This is a genomic window from Flavobacterium sp. SLB02 (genome assembly GCF_009664855.1).
Classification (GTDB): domain Bacteria; phylum Bacteroidota; class Bacteroidia; order Flavobacteriales; family Flavobacteriaceae; genus Flavobacterium.
In genome coordinates this window covers 5,937,743-5,962,782 of the sequence record NZ_CP045928.1, presented here as the reverse complement: position 1 = coordinate 5,962,782, position 25,040 = coordinate 5,937,743, and the positions used below count along the sequence as shown (strand labels likewise).

At 34.4% G+C, this 25,040-nt stretch carries 21 protein-coding genes and 1 pseudogene; 9 read left to right on the top strand and 13 right to left on the bottom strand.

The window, feature by feature from the left end; all coding sequences use genetic code 11:
• Window positions 1-282: 282 nt before the first annotated feature.
• The 4 genes from rpsJ to rpsL all read right to left on the bottom strand — a co-directional run bounded on the left by rpsJ (window position 283) and on the right by rpsL (window position 3,744).
• On the bottom strand, window positions 283-588 hold the full coding sequence (gene rpsJ / locus GIY83_RS22835) for a 30S ribosomal protein S10 (RefSeq protein WP_007803605.1): 306 nt from the start codon (window positions 586-588) through the stop codon (window positions 283-285).
• Between the two features lie 11 nt (window positions 589-599).
• Window positions 600-2,756 carry an elongation factor G gene (gene fusA / locus GIY83_RS22830; RefSeq protein ID WP_194617157.1) on the bottom strand — a complete coding sequence of 719 codons (2,157 nt, stop codon included), beginning with the start codon at window positions 2,754-2,756 and terminating at the stop codon, window positions 600-602.
• A 10-nt stretch (window positions 2,757-2,766) separates the two neighbouring features.
• The gene (gene rpsG, locus GIY83_RS22825; RefSeq protein ID WP_007803600.1) at window positions 2,767-3,243 is read right to left on the bottom strand and encodes a 30S ribosomal protein S7; all 477 of its coding nucleotides are present in this window, start codon (window positions 3,241-3,243) and stop codon (window positions 2,767-2,769) included.
• Between the two features lie 117 nt (window positions 3,244-3,360).
• Window positions 3,361-3,744: a 30S ribosomal protein S12 gene (gene rpsL / locus GIY83_RS22820; protein WP_007136570.1), complete on the bottom strand. Its 384-nt coding sequence runs from the start codon at window positions 3,742-3,744 to the stop codon at window positions 3,361-3,363.
• A gap of 182 nt (window positions 3,745-3,926) precedes the next feature.
• Here rpsL and GIY83_RS22815 point away from each other — a divergent pair, with 182 nt between their 5' ends.
• From GIY83_RS22815 to GIY83_RS25040, 8 genes are all read left to right on the top strand, one after another.
• Entirely contained in the window at window positions 3,927-5,627 is a 1,701-nt protein-coding gene (locus tag GIY83_RS22815) for a ShlB/FhaC/HecB family hemolysin secretion/activation protein (RefSeq protein ID WP_208683621.1), read from the top strand.
• Window positions 5,628-5,714: 87 nt separating this feature from the next.
• Entirely contained in the window at window positions 5,715-8,930 is a 3,216-nt protein-coding gene (locus GIY83_RS22810) for a SusC/RagA family TonB-linked outer membrane protein (RefSeq protein WP_208683619.1), read from the top strand.
• Window positions 8,931-8,940: 10 nt separating this feature from the next.
• Window positions 8,941-10,446, top strand: coding sequence for a SusD/RagB family nutrient-binding outer membrane lipoprotein (locus tag GIY83_RS22805; RefSeq protein ID WP_208683617.1), 1,506 nt, complete (start codon window positions 8,941-8,943; stop codon window positions 10,444-10,446).
• Between the two features lie 311 nt (window positions 10,447-10,757).
• A complete protein-coding gene (locus tag GIY83_RS22800; protein WP_208683615.1) occupies window positions 10,758-13,919 on the top strand; it encodes a SusC/RagA family TonB-linked outer membrane protein in 3,162 nt (1,053 codons plus the stop codon).
• Window positions 13,920-13,935: 16 nt separating this feature from the next.
• Window positions 13,936-15,393 carry a SusD/RagB family nutrient-binding outer membrane lipoprotein gene (locus GIY83_RS22795; protein WP_208683613.1) on the top strand — a complete coding sequence of 486 codons (1,458 nt, stop codon included), beginning with the start codon at window positions 13,936-13,938 and terminating at the stop codon, window positions 15,391-15,393.
• Between the two features lie 175 nt (window positions 15,394-15,568).
• Window positions 15,569-16,303 carry a 23S rRNA (guanosine(2251)-2'-O)-methyltransferase RlmB gene (rlmB, locus tag GIY83_RS22790; RefSeq protein ID WP_208683611.1) on the top strand — a complete coding sequence of 245 codons (735 nt, stop codon included), beginning with the start codon at window positions 15,569-15,571 and terminating at the stop codon, window positions 16,301-16,303.
• 42 nt (window positions 16,304-16,345) lie between these two features.
• Window positions 16,346-16,660 carry a hypothetical protein gene (locus tag GIY83_RS25045; protein WP_229029161.1) on the top strand — a complete coding sequence of 105 codons (315 nt, stop codon included), beginning with the start codon at window positions 16,346-16,348 and terminating at the stop codon, window positions 16,658-16,660.
• Window positions 16,661-16,732: 72 nt separating this feature from the next.
• Window positions 16,733-17,119 (top strand): DUF2490 domain-containing protein, encoded by a 387-nt coding sequence (locus GIY83_RS25040; RefSeq protein ID WP_229029160.1) that lies wholly within the window; start codon window positions 16,733-16,735, stop codon window positions 17,117-17,119.
• A gap of 6 nt (window positions 17,120-17,125) precedes the next feature.
• Here GIY83_RS25040 and GIY83_RS25035 read toward each other — a convergent pair whose 3' ends face one another.
• Entirely contained in the window at window positions 17,126-17,302 is a 177-nt protein-coding gene (locus GIY83_RS25035) for a hypothetical protein (protein ID WP_228520487.1), read from the bottom strand.
• A gap of 393 nt (window positions 17,303-17,695) precedes the next feature.
• Window positions 17,696-18,460 carry a rhomboid family intramembrane serine protease gene (locus GIY83_RS22775; RefSeq protein WP_194617150.1) on the bottom strand — a complete coding sequence of 255 codons (765 nt, stop codon included), beginning with the start codon at window positions 18,458-18,460 and terminating at the stop codon, window positions 17,696-17,698.
• Window positions 18,461-18,612: 152 nt separating this feature from the next.
• On the opposite strand from GIY83_RS22775, the gene GIY83_RS22770 reads away from it, so the two are divergent.
• Window positions 18,613-19,890 (top strand): replication-associated recombination protein A, encoded by a 1,278-nt coding sequence (locus GIY83_RS22770; protein WP_194617149.1) that lies wholly within the window; start codon window positions 18,613-18,615, stop codon window positions 19,888-19,890.
• A 14-nt stretch (window positions 19,891-19,904) separates the two neighbouring features.
• Here the strand turns inward: GIY83_RS22770 and GIY83_RS22765 are convergent, their stop codons facing one another.
• From GIY83_RS22765 to GIY83_RS22735, 7 genes and pseudogenes are all read right to left on the bottom strand, one after another.
• Window positions 19,905-20,648, bottom strand: coding sequence for a hypothetical protein (locus tag GIY83_RS22765; RefSeq protein WP_194617148.1), 744 nt, complete (start codon window positions 20,646-20,648; stop codon window positions 19,905-19,907).
• Window positions 20,649-20,650: 2 nt separating this feature from the next.
• Window positions 20,651-21,337: a YjjG family noncanonical pyrimidine nucleotidase gene (locus GIY83_RS22760; RefSeq protein WP_194617147.1), complete on the bottom strand. Its 687-nt coding sequence runs from the start codon at window positions 21,335-21,337 to the stop codon at window positions 20,651-20,653.
• A 3-nt stretch (window positions 21,338-21,340) separates the two neighbouring features.
• Window positions 21,341-22,028, bottom strand: a pseudogene (gene radC, locus GIY83_RS22755) (DNA repair protein RadC).
• The gene (locus GIY83_RS22750; protein WP_228520485.1) at window positions 22,029-22,214 is read right to left on the bottom strand and encodes an N-acetyltransferase; all 186 of its coding nucleotides are present in this window, start codon (window positions 22,212-22,214) and stop codon (window positions 22,029-22,031) included. It abuts the pseudogene before it with no gap.
• Between the two features lie 21 nt (window positions 22,215-22,235).
• Window positions 22,236-22,892, bottom strand: coding sequence for a hypothetical protein (locus tag GIY83_RS22745; protein WP_208683609.1), 657 nt, complete (start codon window positions 22,890-22,892; stop codon window positions 22,236-22,238).
• Window positions 22,893-22,903: 11 nt separating this feature from the next.
• Window positions 22,904-24,259: a UDP-N-acetylmuramate--L-alanine ligase gene (gene murC / locus GIY83_RS22740; protein ID WP_194617145.1), complete on the bottom strand. Its 1,356-nt coding sequence runs from the start codon at window positions 24,257-24,259 to the stop codon at window positions 22,904-22,906.
• Between the two features lie 58 nt (window positions 24,260-24,317).
• Window positions 24,318-25,004, bottom strand: a complete 687-nt coding sequence (locus GIY83_RS22735) for a lipopolysaccharide assembly protein LapB (RefSeq protein WP_208683607.1) — start codon at window positions 25,002-25,004, stop codon at window positions 24,318-24,320.
• Between the last annotated feature and the right edge of the window lie 36 nt (window positions 25,005-25,040).

The window sequence follows — 25,040 nt, the reverse complement described above, 5'->3', positions numbered from 1 at the left end:
CTCATTATCAAAATCAAAGCACCGATTCGAGCTCTATCAATATTTTTTTTCCTCAAAAAATTATTTTTCATCATCTTAACCCACAAGATCCATTGCCTTAACATTTAGCTAATCCTTTACAGAAAAAACCTTCGCAACAGCCTAAACCAAAGACATTTCAACTAAAACACAATCAATTAACCGTTATAGATTTCAAGAAAATTTATAAAATATATTTTTTTTTAAACATAAAAAAGCGAGACATTTCTGCCTCGCTTTTTTATATAAAATATAATAAAAAAATTATACTTTTATTTCTACTTCAACTCCACTTGGCAATTCAAGTTTCATTAATGCATCAATAGTTTTAGATGAAGACGAATAAATATCGATCAATCTCTTGTATGACATTACTTCAAATTGCTCTCTCGCTTTTTTGTTAACGTGCGGAGAACGTAACACAGTGAAAAGTTTTTTGTGAGTTGGTAACGGAATTGGACCTGTTACAACTGCTCCAGTAGTTTTTACTGTTTTTACGATCTTTTCAGCAGACTTGTCTACCAACATGTGATCGTAAGATTTTAGTTTTATTCTGATTTTTTGACTCATTTTCTTAAGAATTAAGCGTTACCTTTTGCTTTTTTAATTACAGCTTCTGAAATATTAGAAGGTGTTTCTGCATAGTGAGAAAACTCCATTGTTGAAGTAGCTCTACCAGAAGATAATGTTCTTAATGTTGTTACATATCCAAACATTTCTGATAAAGGCACATCAGCCTTAATAGTTTTAGCACCATTTCTATCACCCATGTCATTAACCTGACCTCTACGACGGTTGATATCACCTACGATATCCCCCATGTTTTCTTCAGGAGTAATAACTTCCATTTTCATGATTGGCTCAAGAATAATTGCCCCAGCAGCTTTAGCCACTTCTCTATAACCCATTCTTGCAGCTAATTCAAAAGAAAGAGCATCAGAATCGACAGGGTGGAAAGATCCGTCTGTCAAAGTTACTTTCAAACTATCCACTTGATAACCAGCTAAAGGACCAGTTTTCATAGCTTCACGGAAACCTTTTTCCACAGAAGGGATATATTCCTTAGGAACGTTACCACCTTTTACTGCATTAATAAACTGTAATCCCACAGGAACTTTACCGTCAACTTCGTCAGCTGGCTCAAGTGTAAATACGATATCACCGAATTTACCACGACCTCCTGATTGTTTCTTGTAAGTTTCTCTATGTGTTGCAGTTCTTGTAAACGCTTCTTTATATTCAACTTGAGGCTCACCTTGGTTTACTTCAACTTTAAATTCACGTTTCATACGATCTACCAAGATATCTAAGTGAAGCTCACCCATACCAGAGATAATAGTTTGCCCTGAAGCCTCATCTGTTCTAACAGTAAATGTTGGATCCTCTTCAGCTAATTTAGCTAAAGCCATACCCATTTTATCAACGTCAGCTTTTGTTTTAGGCTCAATTGCAATACCAATTACCGGTGCAGGGAATTTCATAGACTCAAGAATGATTGGGTGTTTTTCATCACACAATGTATCCCCAGTTTTGATATCTTTAAATCCAACAGCAGCTCCAATATCTCCAGCCTCAATAAATTCGATTGGATTTTGTTTATTAGCGTGCATTTGGTAGATACGAGAAATTCTTTCTTTATTTCCTGAACGAGTGTTCAAAACATAAGAACCAGCATCTAAACGACCAGAGTAAGCACGGAAGAAAGCCAAACGACCTACGAATGGATCAGTAGCAATTTTAAATGCTAAAGCAGCAAACGGCTCTTTTACATCTGGCTTACGCAAGATTTTAGTTTGATCTTCTTCTAATAATTCAGCATCATCAGGATGAATCCCTTCAATACCCTCCTTATCCATTGGAGAAGGCAAATACTTACAAACCGCATCTAACATGAATTGAACTCCTTTGTTTTTAAAAGAAGAACCAGCAATCATAGGAATGATAGCCATATCCATAGTAGCAGCTCTTAAAGCCTTGTTGATTTCTTCCTCTGTAATAGAGTTTTCATCTTCCATGAATTTCTCTAAAAGATTCTCATCGTAATCAGCAACTGCTTCAATAAGAATAGATCTGTATTCTTTAACCTCCGCAACCATGTCAGCAGGAATTTCAACAATATCAAAAGTTGCCCCTTGAGTTGCATCATGCCAAATGATAGCTTGGTTTTTTACCAAATCCACAACACCTTTGAAATCATTCTCCTCACCAATTGGCAAAGTGATCGCAACAGCATTTGATTTTAACATATCACGAACTTGTTGACAAACTGCCAAAAAGTTAGATCCTTGACGGTCCATTTTGTTTACGAATCCCATACGTGGAACTCTATATTGATCAGCAAGCCTCCAGTTAGTTTCTGATTGAGGCTCAACACCATCAACAGCACTAAACAAGAAAACCAAACCATCAAGTACACGCAAAGAACGGTTTACCTCTACAGTAAAGTCAACGTGTCCAGGAGTATCAATAATATTAAAGTGGTAAGGCAAAGATTCAGGCAAAAGTTTACCTTGCTCAGTTGGAAAATTCCACTCACAAGTTGTTGCAGCTGAAGTAATTGTAATACCTCTTTCTTGCTCTTGAGCCATCCAGTCCATTGTTGCAGCACCATCGTGTACCTCACCAATTTTGTGTGACTTTCCAGTATAAAAAAGGATACGCTCAGTTGTTGTTGTTTTACCAGCATCAATGTGAGCAGCAATTCCGATATTTCTTGTATATTTTAAATCTCTAGCCATTTCTTACGAATTAAAATCTAAAGTGAGAGAAAGCTTTATTAGCTTCTGCCATCTTGTGAGTATCCATTCTTTTCTTAACCGCAGCACCTTCTTCTTTAGCAGCAGCTAAACATTCTGACGCTAAACGTTGTGCCATAGATTTTTCATTTCTTCTTCTAGAATAAAGTATCAACCACTTCATTGCCATAGAAATTTTTCTGTCTGGTCTAATTTGCATTGGAATTTGAAATGTAGCTCCACCTACTCTACGACTACGTACTTCTACGTGAGGCATAACGTTTGTTAAAGCATCTTTCCAAATTTCTAATGAAGATTTTTCTGAATCTTGCTTTTTAGACTCAATGATGTCAATTGCATCATAAAATACTTTGAAAGCTGTAGATTTCTTACCATCCCACATTAAGTTGTTCACAAAACGTGTTACCAATTGGTCGTTAAACCTTGGATCTGGTAAAAGTGGTCTTTTCTTTGCCGCTCTTTTTCTCATGTCTTTTTTTTAATAAAAAGTTATAGGTTATCCGTTAAATGTTATGTGTTACAGATCTCTACCTAAGTTTTAATCCACAACCCTTAACTCCTAACCTCCAACTCTTAACGTTTTAAATTACTTTTTTGCTTCTTTTGGGCGTTTAGCACCGTACTTAGATCTTCTTTGCGTTCTTCCTGCAACTCCTGACGTGTCAAGCGCTCCACGAACGATATGATATCTAACACCTGGTAAATCTTTTACCCTTCCACCTCTAACTAATACTATCGAGTGCTCTTGTAAATTGTGTCCTTCTCCAGGGATATAAGCATTCACCTCATTACCATTTGTCAAACGTACACGCGCAACTTTACGCATTGCAGAGTTTGGTTTTTTTGGTGTAGTAGTGTAAACACGCGTACAAACCCCTCTTCTTTGAGGACAAGAATCTAAAGCAACCGATTTACTCTTCTTAGTTATCTGAGTTCTTCCTGTTCTTACTAATTGTTGAATTGTTGGCATAATTAATACTAAAAATTTATTATGTATATTAAATTCCCGCTTTTTACGGGGTTGCAAATGTATAAAATATTTTTCAGTATACAAACCTTAATTCATTAATTTTCAATAACATTATTTAAGCTTAAACTTTTACAAACAAATAATAGATATTTGCAATACTTTTAAAAACCAAACAATTAGACTTGAGACATCTCTTATACATACTTATTTTCTGCGTCGGCACATCTGCTTACAGCCAAAATTTTTATTTAAAAATAACCGGCTCAGACAAAACCGAAAACCAAATAATTGATTCTGTTAATTACACTACAAAACACCCGAATATTAAATCATTAAATAATGAACCAATAATCATGTCTGAAAAGCTGTCCAAAATAGGCTTTCTAGACAATAAACCCGAAGCAATTACACAAATAAACGACAGTTGCTACACATCAAAAATAGACCTAAAAAACAAGATCAAATACATACATATATATATAGGTACAAATAACTCATTTTTTGACTCAACAGAAACAAAAAATGATACCGTAATTTTACCTTACTACGAAATAGAAAATTTCTTAAATCAAAAAATAATTGAAGCCGAAAAAAGAGGTTTTGCATTAAGTAAAATAAAATTTGAGAACATCAAAAGAAAGAATTTGGTAATTTACGCTGATTTAAATTTTAAATCCGAAAAAAAACGCACTGTAAATTCAATTATTCTAACCCAGATTAATTTGCAAGAAAAAAACTTTTTCCCTAAAGGACACTTAAAACAATTAAACAAAAAATACCTCAATAAAACTTTCAACCAACAGACTGTAAAGGAATTATATGATGACATAAATAATTTCGAGTTTGTAACTCAAACCAAATATCCTGAAATTTTACTTACAAACGATTCAACCAAAATTTACACCTACATAGAAAAACGAAAAGCAAATAGTTTTGATGGCTACATTGGATTTTCAAACGACGAAAATAAAAAAACAACCATCAATGGCTACCTTGACATAGCACTCATAAACACACTGCATGCCGGCGAGCAATTTTCATTGTACTGGAAAAGCGATGGAAATCAGCAAAAGACTTTTAATACCAAATTAGAAATTCCGTATATATTTCAGTCGCCGTTAGGAATAAAAGCGCAATTAAACATCTTCAAACAAGACAGCACTTTTCAAAACACAAAAACGGCAATCGATTTGGGATATTATATTAATTATAATTCAAAAATATATCTGGGATATCAATCTACTGAATCAAGCGATATTCAGAACACCAACAACTCCACCATTAGCGACTATAAAAACTCTTATATAACATCAACTTTAGAATATAAGAAAACAGACTACATTAACAACCTATTCCCAAAAAAAGCATCACTTAACTTCATAATTGGCTACGGAAAAAGAGACACCAATGACAACCCTGAAACAGCTGACCTAAGCAAGCAATTTTCGTCAAACTTCAACCTCTCGTATAATTTCGAACTGAACAAAAAGAACTTTATCTATCTTAACTCACAAAATCTATATCTAAAAAGCAAAAACTACATAACAAACGAATTATTTCGATTTGGAGGAATAAACTCGATAAGAGGTTTTTCTGAAAATAGCCTTCAAGGTAATTTTGCAGCAATACTTCTAACAGAATACCGATATGTTGTATCAAGCAATTTATACATAAATTCAATTTTAGATTACGCTCTTTACCAAGATTTAACAAATAGTCAAAATCCGGAAAAAATCAAAAATTTAACAGGAATTGGAATCGGAACAAATATCCAAACTCCGAATGGTCTATTACGGATTAATCTCACTAATGGCGGGGGAAAGCTTAATGAAATTCAATTATTTAACACTATTGTTAATATATGTTATAATGTTAAATTTTAGCTGTTATTAAAAATTCATTAACATAACGTTAGGTTTATTAACTAATTATTATGAATATTGTAACACTAATTCAAAATAATTGAGAAAATGAAGCCAAAGTTCAATGGATTTTTAGTACTATTATTAGTGCTATTCGCGCAATTAACCTTCGCGCAAGAAAGAACCGTTTCGGGAACTGTTACCGATGATGCAGGCATGCCGCTACCAGGTGTGAGTGTATTGATAAAGGGAACAAAAACCGGAACACAAACCGATTTTGATGGAAAGTACTCTATCAAAGCAACAACAAGCCAAGTTTTAGTATTTAGCTACATTGGAATGAAAACGCAAGAAATAGCAGCGAGTTCATCACAAGTAAATACTAAATTATCCGGAGATGCTCAACAACTTGAAGGAGTTGTAGTAACTACGGCGATGGGGATTAAAAGAGAAAAAAAATCTCTGGGATATGCCTCTCAACAAATTTCAGGTGCAGATGTTAATGGCGGAGCAGGAAATGCAAACGTTGCCAATCTTTTATCTGGTAAAGCTGCAGGTGTAGAAGTTCAAAGAAACAATAACTTTGGAGGATCTACAAACGTTGTAATTAGAGGAAACAAATCCCTTACAGGAAACAACCAGGCCCTTTGGGTAATTGACGGGGTGCCAATTGACAACTCAAATTCAAATGCATCTTCTCAGCAAGTAGGGGGCGGAGGTTACGATTATGGTAACAATGCATCAGACATTAACCAAGAAGACATTGAAAGCATTAACATCCTTAAAGGAGCTGCTGCAACAGCACTTTACGGATCAAGAGCTGCAAATGGTGTTGTAATGGTAACAACAAAAAAAGGAAAGTCAAATGACAATAAAATAGGATTTTCTTTCTCAAGCGGATTCACAAATGGAAGTATCGATAAATCAACTTTTCCTACCTACCAAAACAGATACGGCTCAGGATATGGTTTTGGATCCTCATTTTTAGGAACCGGAACACCGGATACTGTAGACACATCAAATGATGCATCTGATGGAGACGCATTCAACAATCAGTTAGTATATCAATGGGATGCTTTTACACCATTTTCGCCAAATTATGGAAAAGCAACTCCATGGGCCGCGGCAAAAAATGGTCCTGTAACCTTCTTTAAAGATGCTCAAACCTTCGTTAACAGCATCTCTCTTGAAAAATCTACAGAAAGATCAAGCTTATCTATGAGCTATGTTAACACAAACCAAACAGGTATTCTGCCAAATAGTGAATTGAAAAAAAATCAGATAAGCGCAAGATTTAGCCAAAAAGTTACCGATAAACTTACCGCTAACGCTTACGCTTCGGTTACATTACAAAGCACAGTAGGTAGAAACTCTACTGGTTACAATGATAACATTATGAGTAACTTCAGACAATGGTGGCAAACTAACACTGATGTTCAAGCTCAAAAAGATGTTTATTTTGCATCAGGAGGCCAAAACATAACCTGGAACTGGAGCGACCCTACCTCCCCAGAAGGACTAGTACCGGCTTACTGGGATAACCCTTACTTTACACGTTATCAGAATTACTCATCTGACGACAGAACTCGTTTATTTAGCTACGCATCCTTAAACTACGAAATAACCCCATGGTTAAGTGCACTGGGAAGAGCTTCATTAGATACCTACAAACAACTTCAGGAAGAAAGAAGAGCAATTGGTTCCATTGCTTCAGGATTTGGCCTTTCTCCAGTTGATGAATCATCAGGATACCAAAGAAACGACATTAGCTTTCAAGAAATCAATTACGATTTTATGTTAAATTTCAATAAAAAATTCGGAGACGATATCAGCATAAACGGAGTTCTTGGAACAAACATAAGAAGAAACGACAGAGACAATGTACTATCATCAACAGTTGGCGGATTAGTAGTACCTGGAATCTACGCTTTATCTAACTCGAAATTAGACTTACCATTCCCAAAAGAAGCAAAAATATCTTCAGGTGTTAACGGTATTTACGCTCAGGGATCTATTGGGTATCTTGACACTTATTTCTTAGATGCCTCTATCAGAAGAGACGTTTCATCTACACTACCAGACGACAACAACTCTTACGTATATCCAGCCGTTTCAGGATCTTTTTTATTCTCAAACGTAGTAAAAGCAAACTGGTTAAATCTAGGAAAATTCAGAGTTAACTATGCCGAAGTTGGTAACGACGCAGACGCATTGCAACTAAACAACACTTATACAAGAGTTTCTAATTTTCAAGGACAGCCTCTTTATACAAATTCATTATTACTTCCATTCCGTAGTATTAATAAAAATCCGGAACTTAAACCAGAAAGAACAAAATCATTCGAAGTTGGCTTAGAAGCAAGCATGCTAGACAGACGCTTAGGATTTGATATTACTTACTACAAAACAAACTCTGTTGATCAAATTGTATCTGCTGCAGTATCTTCTGCTTCCAGCTACACAAACGGACTTGTTAATGGTGGAAATATTGAAAACAAAGGTTTAGAACTTCAATTAAATGGTACTCCAATTAAAACAAAAGATTTTACCTGGGAAATTATCATTAACTGGTCAAACAACAGAAGTAAAGTAATTTCATTACCAAATGGACTTGACAACCTACAATTAGGATCTTTCCAAGGTGGGGTTACCGTTAATGCTGCTCCGGGAGAAGCTTATGGAGCCTTAAAAGGAACGGATTATGTTTACACAAACGGACAACCAACTGTAGACCAAGCGACAGGAAAATATATGATTACTACCTCTTCAAGCAATGTAATTGGAAACATTACTCCAGATTGGATTGGTGGTGTTAGAAATAAATTCACATACAAAAATTTAACTTTCGGATTCTTAATTGACACTCAAAAAGGCGGAGATATTTTCTCTTTGGATATGTATTATGGTCTTGCTTCTGGATTATACAAAGAAACTGCCGTAGGAGATATCAGAGAAAATGGAGTTATACAGCCAGGTGTAGCACCAGACGGATCAGTTAATACCGTAAGAACAGAAGGTGGAACAATTGAAAACACTATGGGATATGGAGCAGCTCCAAACAAAGCTTTTATTTACGATGCTTCATTCGTAAAATTAAGAGAAGTATCAATCACATACAACTTCCCTAAAAAAATGTTCGAAAACACATTCTTAAGCTCTGCATCAGCAAGCCTTGTAGGATCGAATTTATGGATAATCAGTAAAAATCTACCATACGCAGATCCAGAAAGCGGATTGTCTTCAGGAAATAGCTCTAGAGGTTACTCAGTTGGATCACTTCCAACAACCAGAGATATTGGATTTAACTTAACATTCAAATTTTAATACCAAAAAAATGAAAAAATTAATATATGCTTTAGGAATTATGATTCTCACAGTTTCTTGTGATGATAGTAGCCTAACAGACTTAAATGTAGATGTCAAAAACCCTTCGGTAGTCCCAGCCAGCACTCTATTTACAAATGCAGAAAAAAACCTTACCGAACAACTTGTTAACACTAACGTAAATAGAAACATATTTAGATTAGTAAACCAACAATGGACAGAAACTACATATCTGGACGAATCTACCTACAACTGGGTAACCCGTAAAATATCAGACAATCACTGGGACAGATTATACGCAGGAGCATTAGCTGATTTATCGCAAGCAAAAGCTTTTATAGAAAAAGAAGTAATAGACCCCACAGATCCCCAATTTGCAGAAAAGACTATCATCAAGAAAAATCAATTAATATTAATTGATATCCTGATGGTTTACACTTATCAAGTATTAGTAGACACTTTTGGCGATGTTCCTTATACAGAATCTTTAAAAGCAGCAGATAATTATCTACCTAAGTACGACAAAGCAATTGATATTTATAAAGATTTAATTGTTCGTCTTAACAATGATATTGCGGGTATAGACACTTCAAAACCTGCATTTGGTACTGCTGAAGTTATTTATAAAGACAACTTAAAAGCCTGGGTCAAATTTGCCAACAGCATTAAATTAAAATTAGGAGTAAATCTAAAAGCATCTGGACTAGAAGGTGCTATTGCTGACGCTACAATTATATCTGGAGCAGCAGGCGGATTTACATCAAATGCTGATAATGCAAAACTACCTTACATGTTAAATCTTCCTAACACAAATCCACTCTATGTTGATATGGTATTTTCCGGAAGAAATGATTTTGTTGTGGCAAAACCATTTGTCGATGCATTAGTAACACTAAATGACCCTAGAAAAACTCCATATTTCAGACCTACATATAAGGATCAGGATCCTGTTACAGAAGAACTGATAACAGTTACTGGTTACAGAGGAGGAATAGTAGGAACAAAAAATTCGCAATCCCGATTCACCCACGCAAGCGATAAAATTAAAGCTCCGGATTTCAGTGGTACTTTATTAGACTATGCCGAAGTAGAGTTTTTATTAGCTGAAGCTTCAGGAAGAGGAGTTGCAGTAGGAGGAACAATCGCTTCGCACTATGAAGCAGCAATCAGAGCTTCTATGCAAGACTGGGGGGTTTCAACAGCAGATGCAGACGCTTACCTAAGCCAACCTGCTGTTGCTTATGCTACAGCCGCAGGAACATGGCAGCAGAAAGTTGGAGAACAAGCCTGGTACGCTTTATTCAACAGGGGTTTTGAAGGATGGACCTCTACCAGAAGACTAAATTTCCCGGTTTTAGCATTAGCTGCAAATGCAGACGCTGCAGCCGAAGGTCAGATACCTTCAAGAATGGCATATCCTATTAGAGAGCAAACATTAAATGCTACAAATTACAATGCCGCATCCACTTCAATTGGAGGTGATAAATTAAGCACTAAAATTTTCTGGGATAAGTAAAATAGTAATTCTAACATAATTTAACAGAAAACCACCCTTCAAAAAGGGTGGTTTTTTTGTGCAAAAGTTATAAAAAAAAGAATAATAACCACTATTTTCTTAAATTTAACATTTTAGACAATCACATTATTTTTCATTATTATCATATTTGAAGCAAAAAAATACGAATTTACAATTTACACATCTTTTTTAACTATAAAAAAACAATATCTTATAGTAAAATCATAATTTAACTAAAAAAAAAGCTTTTTATATTAGGTAGATTAACAAATTATTAAGATTTTTGTCGGACTAATTCAAAATATTTAAAAATGAAACTAAAGTTCAATGGATTCTTAGTGCTTTTATTAGTACTAATTGCGCAACTTACTTTCGCGCAAGAAAGAGTTGTTTCTGGAACTGTTTCCGACAATACAGGAATGCCTTTACCAGGTGTTAGTGTATTAGTTAAAGGAACAAAAACAGCAACACAAACTGATTTTGATGGAAAATACTCTATCAAAGCAGCACCAAACCAAGTATTAATCTTCAGCTACATTGGGATGAAAGCCCAAGAAGTTCTAGCAAGTTCTTCTAGCGTTAATGCGAAACTAAACAATGATTCAGTAGAACTGGAAAGTGTAGTAGTAACTGCATTAGGTATTAAAAAGGAGAAAAAAGCATTAGGATATGCTACTCAAGAGGTTAAAGCGACAGAATTAACAAGAGGAAACAACAACAGCTTAGCTGGTGCTCTTCAAGGAAAATTAGCAGGGGTTCAAATTACTCCTTCTAGTGGTGCTCCTGGAGCTTCTTCTCAAATTGTTATTCGTGGTGCTCGTTCATTCACAGGAAACAATACTCCTTTGTATGTAATTGATGGTATGCCAGTAGCATCTACGGCTGATTACAGTACTGGAAACAGTGTAACTGGATCAGATGTTGCGAACAGAGCAGTTGATATTGATCCAAATGATATTGAATCTATCAACATCCTTAAAGGACAAGCTGCTGCCGCACTATACGGACTTAGAGCAACAAATGGTGTAGTAGTAATTACTACAAAAAGTGGTAGAGGCGCTTCTAAAAGCGGAAAACCTACAATAAACTTCAACAGCTCTATAACTGCAGATGATATCTCTAGAAAGATTAATTATCAAGATGAATATGCACAAGGAACAGGTGGTGTTTACAACCCTACTAACTCATTAACTTGGGGACCTAAAATTTCTGAGTTACCAAATAGCCCTGCATACGGAGGTAATGTACCTAATGCTTTAAATGGAATGAATGCAGGAGCTCATCCTGGTAAATATTATGTACCACAAAGAGCTACAGCAGGTTTAGACCCATGGGTTTCTCCTAAGGTATATGACAATTTTGGTGATTTCTTTAAGACAGGAATAACAGTCAACAACTCTTTTAACATAACACAAGCTACTGACAAAAGTAATTATGCATTTGCTTTAGGTTCATCAAACCAGGATGGTTTTATACCGGAAACTGGTATGGATCGCTACAATGCAAAAGCAGCATTTAGTACAAAATTAGGAGACGAATGGAAAACTGGTTTCGTAGGTAACTATGTTAATACAAAAATCAAAAAGGCTACAGGTGCAAATGATTCATCTGTTGCAGGTGCATTCGCAAGTCCAATAAGCTACGATTTAAAAGGAAACGGATTTGCAAGTCCAACAGACCCTTACAAACAAATTTATTACAGACCTACAGGATTTAACAACCCTTACTGGGCAGCTAAAAACAATATCTTTGACGAGGAAACTGATCGTTTCTTCGGAAATACATATGTTGAATTTACGCCAAGCATCTCAGCAAATGACCAACACAAAATAACATTCCGTTATCAACTTGGTGCTGATTCCTATACTACTAACTATAGAGATATCCAGGAATACGGAAATGCACAAACTACAGCAGGACATTTAGAAATTTACGGAATTACATCCAGAACAATAAACTCATTATTCACAGCGAATTATGAATACAAAATTTCTGACGACTTAAACTTAACAGCTTTAGTTGGTAATGAAATTAACGATACTTACAATAAATCGTATAATATGATTGGAAACGATCTTAATTATGGTGGTTTCCCTAATTTATCAAATACACAGCAAACAGTTGCTACAGATGAAATTATTAAAAGCAGAACTTTTGGTATATTTGGAAACGTGAATCTTGCATACAAAAACTTTATTTTCTTAGGTGGTACCGTAAGAAACGATATTGTATCTACAATGCCAAGAGACAACCGTTCATTTGTATACCCATCAGTATCATTAGGTGTTGTATTAACTGAACTAGAAGGTTTAAAAGGAAACTCAACATTATCTTTTGCTAAACTTAGAGCTTCTTGGGCTGAAGTAGGTCAGCCAGCAACTTACAGAGCTAACTACTACTCTGTACCTGATTATTCAGGTGGTTTCTGGGCAAACTCTCCTGTAAATTACCCACTTGGAGGTGTAAACTCATACATACCAAACAATGTACAGTATGATCCAAACTTAAGACCTCAAAACACAAGATCTTATGAGTTAGGTGGTGAGGTAAGATTATTTAAAGATCGTGTAAGTATCGATTATACTTATGCTAGACAAAATGTAATCGACCAAATCTTCCAGGTACCATTAGCAGGTTCTACAGGAGCTGCAACTTTAGTAATGAATGGTGGAAAAATCCATACTAACAGTCATGAATTGATCGTAAGTGTTACGCCAATTAGAACTAACGATTTCGAATGGACAGTCTCTGCAAACTATACTCAAATTGATAACTACGTAGACGAATTAAAAGAGGGAGTACCTAATATTTTCTTAGGAGGATTTACAACACCACAAATTAGAGCAAGTATTGGAGAGCGTTTCCCGGTAATTTACGGAACGGCATTTGCAAGAGATGCAAATGGAAATATCATAGTTGATGCTAATGGATTAGCTACATCTGGAGAAACTAAATCTCTTGGAGAAGTAGCACCTAAATTCAACCTAGGAGGAACAACTACTTTCAGATACAAAAAAATAACTCTTGCAGCTACTTTTGACTGGAAAAACGGAGGAAAAATGTACAGCGGAACAAACTCATTGTTAGATACTTATGGATTAAGTGCTAAAACAGGAAACCGTGACGAACTATTAGTTCAAGAAGGAGTAACAGCAGATGGACAGCCAAACACAAAAGCTGCTACTAAAGAAGCTACTTACAACAGATATTCGAATATTGCAGAAACTGCTGTATATGATGCTTCTTTCGTGAAACTTAGAGAATTATCTTTAGGGTATACACTTCCTCAATTTTCTACAGGATTCGACATACGTGTTTCTGCATTTGCAAGAAACATTTTATTATGGGCTAAAATGCCAAACTTAGATCCAGAATCATCTCAAGGAAACAACAATATGGCTGGAGGTTTTGAAAGATTATCAGTTCCACAAACAACAAGTATTGGATTTGGAATGAATCTAACAATTAATTAATATAATTCAAAAAATCATGAAAAAATATAAAGTCATCTTACTTTTGGTGATTGCGTCAATTTCATTAAATTCTTGTTCTGAGGATAAATTGGACGACATCAACAAAAACGTAAACAATCCAGCAGATGTGCCAACTCGTTTTGCCATCACTGATGCTATGGTAAGTACTGCATTCAGCAATACTGGTTCAGACCTATCTTTCTACACTGGTGTTTATGTAGAATTAAACGCAGGTGGTTTTGGTCAAATGTACAATGCAGAAACTAGAAATGGTGAACCTAAAAACCAAACCACTTTCAACAACTCTTGGAACAGTATATATCAGACTATGTACAACCTAAAGTTGATCATTAATAAATGTACAACTGGTGAAGAAAAAGGTAACACGGCAACATTAGGTGCTGCACAAGTTCTATACGCATATAACTTAGCGTTACTAACAGATATGTTTGGAGATGTTCCTTTTACTGAGGCTTTTCAACCTGGAGTAATTTTCACACCTAAATTAGACCGTCAGGAAGATCTTTACAAAATTGTTTTTGCAACTTTGGAAGATGCAATTGTTAATTTAGGAAAAACATCAACTTATGCATCTTTAGGATCTCAGGATTTAATATACGGAGGAGACAATGCTAAATGGATAAAAGCAGCTAATGGTTTATTAGCTCGTTACACACTTCGTCTTTCTTTTAAAAACCCTGATTATGCAAAAGTATTGACTTATGTAAGTAAATCTTTTACAAGCAAAAGTGAGGAATTTAGAATGAAAAACACGAATGTTCCAAATCCTTATTTCCAATTCGATAATGATAGAGGTTATTTATTTGCAAGCAAAAGTTTACATGATAAATTAGTTGCAAAAACTGGTGATCCACGTACTACAGCTTATTTTGAACCAATCAGAAAATCAGCTGGAGCACCACTTACTTACGAGTTTTTTATCCAAGGTGTTAGCCCACAAAGCCAAAACTATTCGTATTCAGCATTATTAGATGCAAGTAATCCGATATTTATGTTAAGCTACCACGAACTATTGTTCATTAAAGCAGAAGCAGAAGCAAGAAACTCAGCTGCTGTTACAAGCACAGCTAGTTTGACTGCCGCAGTAAATGCTGCTTTCAATAAAGATGAGGCAACTAATTTTTCAACTACAAATGCAACAACTTATGTTGCTGGATTGGGCATTGTAACTAATGCTGATTTATTAAAAGAAATTGCTGTACAAAAATACCTTTCTTTCTATGAAAACGAATCTGCTGAAGCATACAATGATTACAGACGTTTATTAGCTATGTACGGTTCTGCAGCTGCACATCCAATTCAATTGGCAAACCCAAAAAACACAACTGAGTTCCCACTTAGATTACCTTATGGTGATTCTGATGTATCTGCAAACAGTAATGTAAAAGCAGCATTTGGAGATGGAAATTACGTTTATACAGAAAAAGTTTGGTGGGCTGGAGGTACTAGATAATAGTATTCTTTAAATCTAAAAACAACTTCAAAAAAGGGCACTTATCTTATGATGAGTGCCCTTTTTACTTTTAGAGATTTCAACAAAACCTTTTGTCAAAATATAAAACAATTACTTGTGTCACTCTCTTTTCAGAGTGATTTTTTTTTGCAAACATTATCCCTATATTTGTCCCATGGAAAAAGAACATCAAATATTTGGAATTAGAGCCATTATAGAAGCAATTCAAGCAGGTAAAGAAGTCGATAAAGTATTTATACAAAAAGAGATTTCAGGAGAGTTAATGAAAGACTTAATGAAAGTGATGAAACGCGCTAACATTAATTTCTCGTACGTACCTGTAGAAAAATTAAATCGATTAACTCCAAACAATCACCAGGGAGCAGTTGCAACTATCTCCCCTATTGGTTTTATAGAACTGGAACATTTAGTTGAATCAACCATTGCATCTGGAACTAAACCTTTATTTTTAATATTAGATCAGATTTCTGATGCCCGTAATTTTGGAGCTATCATAAGAACAGCAGAATGTACAGGTGTAAACGGCATCATTGTACAAAAATCTGGTTCTGCCCCAGTAAACGGAGACACCGTTAAAACATCAGCAGGAGCTGTATTTAATGTGCCTATTTGCAAAGTTGAACATATCAAAGATGCTATTTTTTATCTTCAGGGATCAGGCATCAAAACTGTTGCCGCAACTGAAAAAACAGATCAAAATATATATGACGTTAAATTAAACGAACCTTTAGCCATTATTATGGGATCTGAAGAAAGAGGAATAAACCCTTCTGTACTTAAAATCGTTGATGAAAAAGCAAAACTGCCAATGTTCGGATCAATAGGATCTCTAAACGTTTCTGTAGCTTGTGGCGCATTTTTATACGAGACTGTTAGACAAAGAAGCTAAATAGTATTGAGGAATTAGGCTGACAAACAAATATAATAATTGATGTCTTTAAACCCTACTCACAACATATCTTCCAAAAGAACCGATTTAATACTTGTAATTGCATTGATTACAAGTATTAATTACGGACAAACTACTACATACAACCAATTTTGGAATGAAATTCAGTTTAACAGAACAATCAATGAAAAATGGTCGGCTGAATTAATCTTGGAACCGTCTATAGCAACACAGAATCTTCTTCTAATATCTTTTAACAAAACATACAGCGTTCCGCACGAGTTTGGAGACATTACTACTTTCTTCTTTCCCGCCTTACAATTACAACAAAGACGTTCCGGAAATTGGTCAGTTTAAATCTCCCGAGGTTAGATTTGCTTTACAAGGAATTTACTATTTTCAAAAACAGGTTACACCTTAAGTACCCGAATGAGAATGGAATTGAGACATATGCGAAATGAAGAGAAAGACTATGATAATGTTAGATATCGCCAACAAATAAATTACATTCAACCTATAAACAGTAAAGTTTTAAGAGAAAGTGTTGTTTATGCAATTGCTTCAGATGAGCTCTCCTTTAAATCGGGAACAAAAGTAACAGGCCTTAGCTTCTTTGACAACCGGCTAAATCTTGGTGCAGGATATTTATTTAATGACGACATACATGTCGAAGTAACTTACGCCAACCAATACCTACTCAGGGACGAGGAAAATCAAATTGTGAATGTGGCATCTTTGACTGTTACTTTTAATAATCTATTTAAAAACTTGAATAAAAAGTTACATCATAAAAACGAAGCTTCAAGTGAAGATTAGTACTTTTTATTTATCATATTTTTTCAAAAAACAAGCCAGCTGTTTTACTGTAGCACCTTTATGTAATTTGAAATCATAATTACGAACAAACTCTGTTCCTTCCATATTAATTTCAGCTACGACAGCTTCAAACTTAGAAAAAGCTTCAATATCTTTTTGATCTATTAAATAAAGCACTTGCATCACTGAATCGCTATTGCTGTACTGAGTATCGTAATGTCTTCGTTTATAAATATTTTTAACCGAAGATGAATCCCTAAATCATCTTTAATTTTAACGCCATCTTTTTTAGCAGGAAATGGCGAAGGCTGCAGCGCTATAAAAAAATGTTCTTTATCTGTTACAATATTAATTTTAATGATTTTGATATTGTGGTATAAAAATTGGCTGGCTCGAAATAGTATGTCACAGTACCATCAGCAAGCACTCGATTCTTTATATCGCATTGCGCATGGTTTTTTGAACTAATTAAGACTAATAAAAAAACAAGTGTAAAGTTTATTTTTTCTCATAACACATTAATTTAAATTAAAATATAAGCAAAATAGTCATTTAAATGAATTCAAATCTTGCACTTTACATTTTATCCTCTGATTCTGTTTTGGTTACAGTATAATTAACTGAAACATCAGAATTATAATAAGTCGAAAAATACTCCGGTTCTTCTTCTGGTGTTTCAGTATTTACGAAATTTCCATTTTCATCAAAATGTTTCATAAACGCATCTTCTTCAGGATTAAAATCAGGCTTTTGCCATTCGTAAACAATTGGCTTCGTATATTCTGGTGTTTTATAGATCAAAGACATCCCAAATCCGGTAATAAAACCAGCCAAATGGCCTTCCCAGGAAATTGTCTTATCTACATCGGGAAAAACATACCAAATCATTCCGCCATAAAGTAAAATTACCGATAATGAAAGTGCTACTAAGCGATAATAACGAGTTTGAATTCCTTTAAAAAAAATAAAACTAACCAAAACATAAATCAATCCACTTGCACCAATATGATAATTTTCACGACCAATAACCCAGGTTATTAAACCAGAAAATAAAATCCCGAAAGCAATAACAGCAAAAGATTGTTTGGGATAAAAAAACTGCATAGCCGCCAATAATACAAGTAGCGGGATAGAATTATTATATAAATGATCTAGATTTTCATGAATAAAAGGACTAAACAAAACACCTTGTAAACCTGAAAAGTCACGTGGATAAATACCATGTTGATAAAAATCAAAATCGAAGCGGATTTGCATCCAATAAACAATCCACAAAAAAAGAACAAACAAAACAGGAAGACCAATAACGGCATTCGAAAATTTAAATTGGTTATCATTCATTATTTTTGGAAATAAAGTTAAAAAGACAATATCAAAAAACTATCCAATTACAATTTACTGATAATTTGTCAGCTAAAGCCTTTATGCCCTTTGTTATGATTTGCAACCCTTTTTTAACTATGAAATTAAAATTGAAATAGTAATTTTACAGAATGGAAGCACCTTTAGCCGAGCGTATTCGCCCACAGCAATTAGAAGATTACATTAGTCAAAGTCATTTGGTTGGACCAAACGGTTCGCTAACGCAACAAATTTCGAAAGGAATTATTCCGTCATTGATATTTTGGGGGCCTCCGGGTACAGGAAAAACAACCTTGGCCCAAATTATTGCTCAGGAATCAAAGCGCCCATTTTACATCTTGAGCGCTATAAATTCGGGCGTAAAAGATATTCGTGATGTAATTGAAAAAGCCAAACAAAGCGGCGGATTGTTTACTGCAAAAAATCCTATTTTATTTATTGATGAGATTCACCGATTTAGTAAATCCCAACAAGACTCACTTTTGGCAGCAGTGGAAAAAGGATGGATTACACTTATTGGTGCGACGACAGAGAATCCGAGTTTTGAAGTTATTCCTGCATTATTGTCACGTTGCCAGGTCTATATACTAAATGCCTTTACAAAAGCAGATCTTGAAGCTTTATTACATCGTGCCGTAAAAACAGATACTTATCTGGCTTCCAAAAGTATCACACTAAAAGAAACAGAAGCTTTGCTCCGACTTTCTGGCGGAGACGGAAGAAAATTATTGAACATTTTTGAACTTGTCGTAAATGCTTCATCCGGTGATGAAATAATTATTACAAACGATCGGGTTTTCGAACTGGTTCAGCAAAATACTGTTTTGTATGACAAAAGTGGCGAGCAACATTATGATATTGTTTCGGCCTTTATAAAATCAATACGAGGCAGTGATCCAAATGGAGCGGTTTATTGGCTGGCAAGAATGATTGAAGGTGGTGAAGATGTAAAATTTATTGCCAGAAGGATGCTTATTTTATCTAGTGAGGATATCGGTAATGCGAATCCAACGGCTTTTATAATGGCCAATAACACCTTTCAGGCCGTAACTACAATTGGTTATCCTGAAAGCCGAATTATATTAAGCCAATGTGCTATTTATTTGGCAACCTCGCCAAAAAGCAATGCGTCTTATATGGCTATTGGCAATGCACAGCAATTGGTAAAACAAACAGGAGACTTGCCTGTTCCTATTCATTTAAGAAATGCACCTACCAAACTTATGAAAGAATTAGGTTATGGTGATGATTATAAATATTCGCACGATTATGCTAATAATTTTGCAGAACAGGAATTTTTACCTGACGCCATAAAAAAAACGGTTCTTTATAATCCGGGAAACAATTCAAGAGAGAATAGCAACCGCGAATTTTTAAAGAACCGTTGGAAAGATAAATACGGGTATTAAACCGTATTTTATTTTTAGAATTTCACTACCACTTTTTCAGATATTAATTGATCATTTTTGTAATACTCAAAAAACCATTGATTGTCTTTTGCATTTAATGATCCCTGAATACCATCTTTTATCGCAATAAATGAATCCGGACGAGATGTTTTTAACAACTTCATTACTACTTTAGGAGTTTTGTCAATTAACTGATATCCGTTTTCTGTTGGTTGGGCATATAATAAGTTCGGGTCTGTGATATCTGCAACTGGAGCCGATACAACTACTGATGCTGCGACATTTTGAGGAGTTGCAGGAACCGAAGCAGTAACTTTTGCTGTATTAGCATTTGTTCCGTTATATTTATAATTCAGCGCATTTATAGAAACAAACGCCAACTCAAGACTTTCTCTGTAGGCAGATTCATATTCTTTCTCTTTGCTTTTCCCTACTTGTGAAGTATAAATAACCTTTCCGTAACAATCTCTAAATTCTAAATAAAGTTTAGTTATTAAAAATCCATTATCTCTTTTTACATCAACATATAATAGATCACAACGATCAGCAAATCCTGCAGGAAGTTGTTCATTAGCATAAAAAGCCTGAAAACCGGCTTTTACTAAATTTGCCTTAGTCATCGTTGATAACCTATATTGATTTTCTGTTTTAAGAAAATCATATTTTAAAGGTACAATAACTGCTTTGTAATCATTAACACTTTGTGAAAATCCAATCACTGAGGTAAGAAGTGCTATCAACAAAAATTTAATTCTCATAATTATAAATATTTTTTAAGTTCTAATAAATGGTTTATTTGTTTTATGTTTTCCGGGGCTGTAATTTTTTTGTCATTAAAAAAGATAGCATCCAGACCAGCATTTAAAGCCCCATTGACATCGGCGTCAAGGCAATCACCAATCATTATACTATTCTCTTTTGATGCTTTAGCAAAATTTACAGCATAATCAAAGATAATACTATTTGGCTTTTTTACGCCCGCCAATTCAGAATTTGTTATAGTCTCGAAATATCCAGAAAGTAAGGCATTATTAATTTTCTTATCCTGAACATTGGCAAAACCATTGGTAATGATATGTAGTCTGTACTTTGGTCGCAAGTATTCTAAAACTTCAATTGCACCATCAAAGAGATGGTTATTATCAGTTAAAAACTCTATATAATCATTTGCAATTTGATTGATATTTTCATCAGAAATCTCAATATTCAAAGCATCAAAAGAAAACTTTAATCTATTGTAGCGTAATTCTAAGTGTGTAATTTTATCGTTTTGATAAAGCTTCCAGCATTCCTGATTTATAGGAGCGTATTTTTCTATAAAATCCTGTATTTTAATTTCAGGAAATCTGTTCTTAAAAATTCGATCAAAAGCCATCTCTGAGTTCTTATCAAAATCCCAAAGGGTATGATCTAAATCAAAAAAAACATCGGTAATATTTGTGTTCATCTGTTAAAAAATTCCTTCATCTACAAAACTATAATATTTTGTTTCAGTAATAATCAAATGATCTAAAACTTTAACATCTAAACTCTCACCTGCCCCTTTTAGTTTTTTTGTAATTTCTTTGTCAGCCTTACTGGGCTCTAAGTTACCTGAGGGATGATTATGACACAAAATCAGGCCTGTAGCGCCATTTTTAGTGCTAATTTTAATACAAGACACACATCAACAATTGTTCCTGTCATTCCCCCTTTACTAGGTTGGGATTTAGAAATCATCTTATTGGAATTATTAAGAAAAAGCACCCAAAATTCTTCATGTACTAATTCACCAATAATAGGGTGCATCATTTCGAATATTTTTTTACTAGAAGTAACTTTTATTAAATCAACCTCATCTTCGGCCCTTCTGCGGCGACCCAGCTCCAATGCGGCATAATTGTAATTGCCTTGGACTCTCCTATTCCTTTATAATTAACTAATTGCGAAACAGACATTTTACCTAACGCGTTCAAACTATCGACACTGGATAAAATTCTTTTGCTTAAAGCTACAGCAGACTCATTTCGACTTCCCGAACCAATTAAAATAGCAATTAATTCAGCGTTGCTCAAAGCCTCTTTACCTTTAAGCATTAATTTTTCACGAGGACGATCTTCTTCTGACCATTCTGAGATTCGGAAAAAAGTAGCGTCCATTTATTGTAATGTATTAATTGATTTGCTCATGTAAATACTATTTAACAACCCCACATATGGTTCGTAGTTTTCTACAATTTCAAAACCTGCCTTTTGGTACAAACTAATCGCTTCTGTTTGCTTGTACAGCGTTTCTAAAATAATCACTTCAAAACCCTGGTCTATAGCTTCTTTTTCCAGTCGCAATTTCGATTGGCTTTATATTAATTATTTAACATTGAAGTGTATAATCTTTTTTATCCCCCAAAAACCTTCTTTGGTGTACAAAACCAATTTCTTCTTTTTGACCTCGTCGTTATCCAAATTTTTTAATTCACCAATAACTGCCGAATCATAACCATTAAACTTACTAAGGCTAAAGTTACCATTTTGCATTGTTGCATCATGATATTCAATCCTTGAAAATCGATTGATGCTATTTCTCCCTCCAGTTCCGTAAATAAATCTGTCGATGCTATAAAATTGTATTACTGTTGACTTATCCTTAACAGAATAATCCATTAAAGACTTATAAATAATATCAGATACTGTTCCAAAACTAAGAAAAGAAATCATGATGCCCATTAATAACAAAAGCAAAAAACAGCCAATCTTATCAAGGATTGTTGTAGTATCTGAATAATATTTAACAAAAGAATTAAACTTAAAATAAAAGAAAATCATCCCCAGTAGCATGGGTAGATAAATAAATGTTATATGACAAAGAATTCCCTCATTTAGATACTGGTTATACCAGAAAAGCCAATTTAAAATTCCGAAAACAGAAAAACCAACTAATAACTTATACAGTTTTTTATCACTACGTTTTATTTCATTTTTTAACTGTCTTTTTCTTTGTTTTAATTCATTAGTCCTTCTATCCATTTCATATAAAACTACTCAATTAAACCTTTTACATCATCAAAGTTTAATCCTCCGTAATTTCCTGAACTCATCAATAACAAAGCAGAATTATCAAGATTTAAATTAAATAAATATTCTTTGAACTCAGCCGGGTTTGTATAAATAACTAAATCTTTTCGATTGAAAGCTGTTGCAATTTGTTCATAGGTTACCTCTTCTAATTGCTTAATTTTTACAGCATCCGGAGAATAGAAAACTACAGCAACATCTGCATATTCTAAAGCTCCTTCATATTCTTTTAAAAATTCGGCATTTAAACTACTATAAGTATGCAATTCCAGACAAGCTACCAAAGTCCTGTTTGGGTACTGCTCTTTTACTGCTTTTGTGGTTGCAGCCACTTTACTAGGAGAATGTGCAAAATCTTTATAGGCCACTTTTCCTTTTCCTTCAGCAATTTTTTCTAAACGTTTCGATGCGCCTTTAAAACTTGCAATTGCTTCATAGAAATCAGCTTCGTCTACGCCCATGTTTTGGCAAATCCATTTTGCTCCAGCCAGATTATTCAAGTTGTGTGCACCAAAAACTTCGATTGGCATATCGCCTTCCGGAGTTTCTAATAAAGTAACTCCATCATTTACACTATATTTTGGAGTTGCATAAGCCAATTTACGAATAGGGTTTGTAGCGGCTTCAGCAACACGCTTTACTTCCGGGTCCTCTTCGTTATAAACCAGGATTCCTCCATTAGTAATTTTAGCTATGAAAATTTCGAATTGCTCGACATAATTTTCATAGGTTGGAAAAACATTGATATGATCCCAGGCAATTCCTGAAATTAAAGCAATATTTGGTTGATACAAATGAAATTTTGGACGTCTGTCTATAGGAGATGATAAATACTCATCGCCTTCCAGAACCATAAAGTCATTTTCTTCTGTAAGATGCACCATAGTATCAAAACCTTCAAGCTGTGCTCCTACCATATAATCAACTTCGATATTATGATAATGCATAACGTGCAAAATCATCGAAGTAATAGTTGTCTTTCCGTGAGAACCTCCAATAACAACACGCGTTTTATTTTTAGACTGCTCGTATAAAAACTCCGGATATGAGTAAATTTTCAATCCTAATTCCTGCGCTTTTAGCAATTCCGGATTATCCGCTTTTGCATGCATTCCTAAAATTATAGCATCAATATCGGCGGTTATTTTTTCAGGAAACCAACCTAATTCAGCAGGTAAAATTCCCTTTTTTTCTAATCTTGATTTTGATGGTTCAAAAATAGCATCATCACTACCTGTTACCTGATATCCTTTGTTATGCAATGCTAATGCTAAATTGTGCATGGCACTTCCGCCAATGGCGATGAAATGTGTTTTCATTTAAATTCCAATTTTTTAATTCCAAATTCCAATTAAACAGAATTCAATTTTGATCTTATTAAGCTTCAAATTTTTGTTTTAATTCTCTAGCTTTTTTAGTGTCTTTTAGATTATTCAAATATAAATTATATAATTTTTGAAACGTGGTTTTTGATTTACCAATTTCATGAGCCTTTATAAAGTTTTTTTCGGCTGCAGCATATCTCTTAAAATAAACATCTATTCTTCCTCTTGATAAATAACCATCAACGGGCGATAATTGCGCTAACTGATTTGAATATAAAATCGCTTTTGATTCGCTTCCGCCAAAAATTCCCGGCAACTGCAAGTATATTTCGATTAATGCCCATCTGGCCGGAATGTGTTTAGGGTCTAAAACAATAGCTTTTTCGAATGATTCTTTCATTTCACCAACCATTCCCAAAGCTTTTAACCTACTCACTTCCATAGCCCGCATGGCCAGACAGCCTCCATATTTATAAAAATAATCAGCTTCTGTAGGCTTTAATTCTTTCAGTTTTTTGAAATATTCGGCACCTTTTACCCATGATTTTTGATGCGCAGTAATTTCTCCCAAATACTCAATTGTTTTTACATCTAAAGGTTTGCTTTTTAAAACTCCTTCAAAAACAACCTGGGCTTCATCATATTTTTTTGCATGATATAGCTTTTCTGCTTTTTCAAAATTAGATTGTGACCAAATAAAAATTGGTACAAATAAAAAAAAGAGAAGCAGTTTTTTCATGTTTCAAAAATAGGGAAATATAAAACGTAACATTTG

Excerpts from the sequence above, each read along its gene's own strand:
- rlmB (WP_208683611.1), top strand. The coding sequence starts at position 15,569 with ATGGAAAAAGAACATCAAATATTTGGAATTAGAGCCATTATAGAAGCA.
- GIY83_RS25045 (WP_229029161.1), top strand. The coding sequence starts at position 16,346 with ATGTCTTTAAACCCTACTCACAACATATCTTCCAAAAGAACCGATTTA.
- rpsJ (WP_007803605.1), bottom strand. The coding sequence starts at position 588 with ATGAGTCAAAAAATCAGAATAAAACTAAAATCTTACGATCACATGTTG.
- GIY83_RS22770 (WP_194617149.1), top strand. The coding sequence starts at position 18,613 with ATGGAAGCACCTTTAGCCGAGCGTATTCGCCCACAGCAATTAGAAGAT.
- fusA (WP_194617157.1), bottom strand. The coding sequence starts at position 2,756 with ATGGCTAGAGATTTAAAATATACAAGAAATATCGGAATTGCTGCTCAC.
- GIY83_RS22760 (WP_194617147.1), bottom strand. The coding sequence starts at position 21,337 with ATGAACACAAATATTACCGATGTTTTTTTTGATTTAGATCATACCCTT.
- GIY83_RS25035 (WP_228520487.1), bottom strand. The coding sequence starts at position 17,302 with ATGCAAGTGCTTTATTTAATAGATCAAAAAGATATTGAAGCTTTTTCT.
- rpsL (WP_007136570.1), bottom strand. The coding sequence starts at position 3,744 with ATGCCAACAATTCAACAATTAGTAAGAACAGGAAGAACTCAGATAACT.
- GIY83_RS22765 (WP_194617148.1), bottom strand. The coding sequence starts at position 20,648 with ATGAGAATTAAATTTTTGTTGATAGCACTTCTTACCTCAGTGATTGGA.
- GIY83_RS22805 (WP_208683617.1), top strand. The coding sequence starts at position 8,941 with ATGAAAAAATTAATATATGCTTTAGGAATTATGATTCTCACAGTTTCT.
- GIY83_RS22745 (WP_208683609.1), bottom strand. The coding sequence starts at position 22,892 with ATGGATAGAAGGACTAATGAATTAAAACAAAGAAAAAGACAGTTAAAA.
- GIY83_RS22810 (WP_208683619.1), top strand. The coding sequence starts at position 5,715 with ATGAAGCCAAAGTTCAATGGATTTTTAGTACTATTATTAGTGCTATTC.
- GIY83_RS22795 (WP_208683613.1), top strand. The coding sequence starts at position 13,936 with ATGAAAAAATATAAAGTCATCTTACTTTTGGTGATTGCGTCAATTTCA.
- GIY83_RS25040 (WP_229029160.1), top strand. The coding sequence starts at position 16,733 with ATGAGAATGGAATTGAGACATATGCGAAATGAAGAGAAAGACTATGAT.
- GIY83_RS22800 (WP_208683615.1), top strand. The coding sequence starts at position 10,758 with ATGAAACTAAAGTTCAATGGATTCTTAGTGCTTTTATTAGTACTAATT.
- rpsG (WP_007803600.1), bottom strand. The coding sequence starts at position 3,243 with ATGAGAAAAAGAGCGGCAAAGAAAAGACCACTTTTACCAGATCCAAGG.
- GIY83_RS22775 (WP_194617150.1), bottom strand. The coding sequence starts at position 18,460 with ATGAATGATAACCAATTTAAATTTTCGAATGCCGTTATTGGTCTTCCT.
- murC (WP_194617145.1), bottom strand. The coding sequence starts at position 24,259 with ATGAAAACACATTTCATCGCCATTGGCGGAAGTGCCATGCACAATTTA.
- GIY83_RS22735 (WP_208683607.1), bottom strand. The coding sequence starts at position 25,004 with ATGAAAAAACTGCTTCTCTTTTTTTTATTTGTACCAATTTTTATTTGG.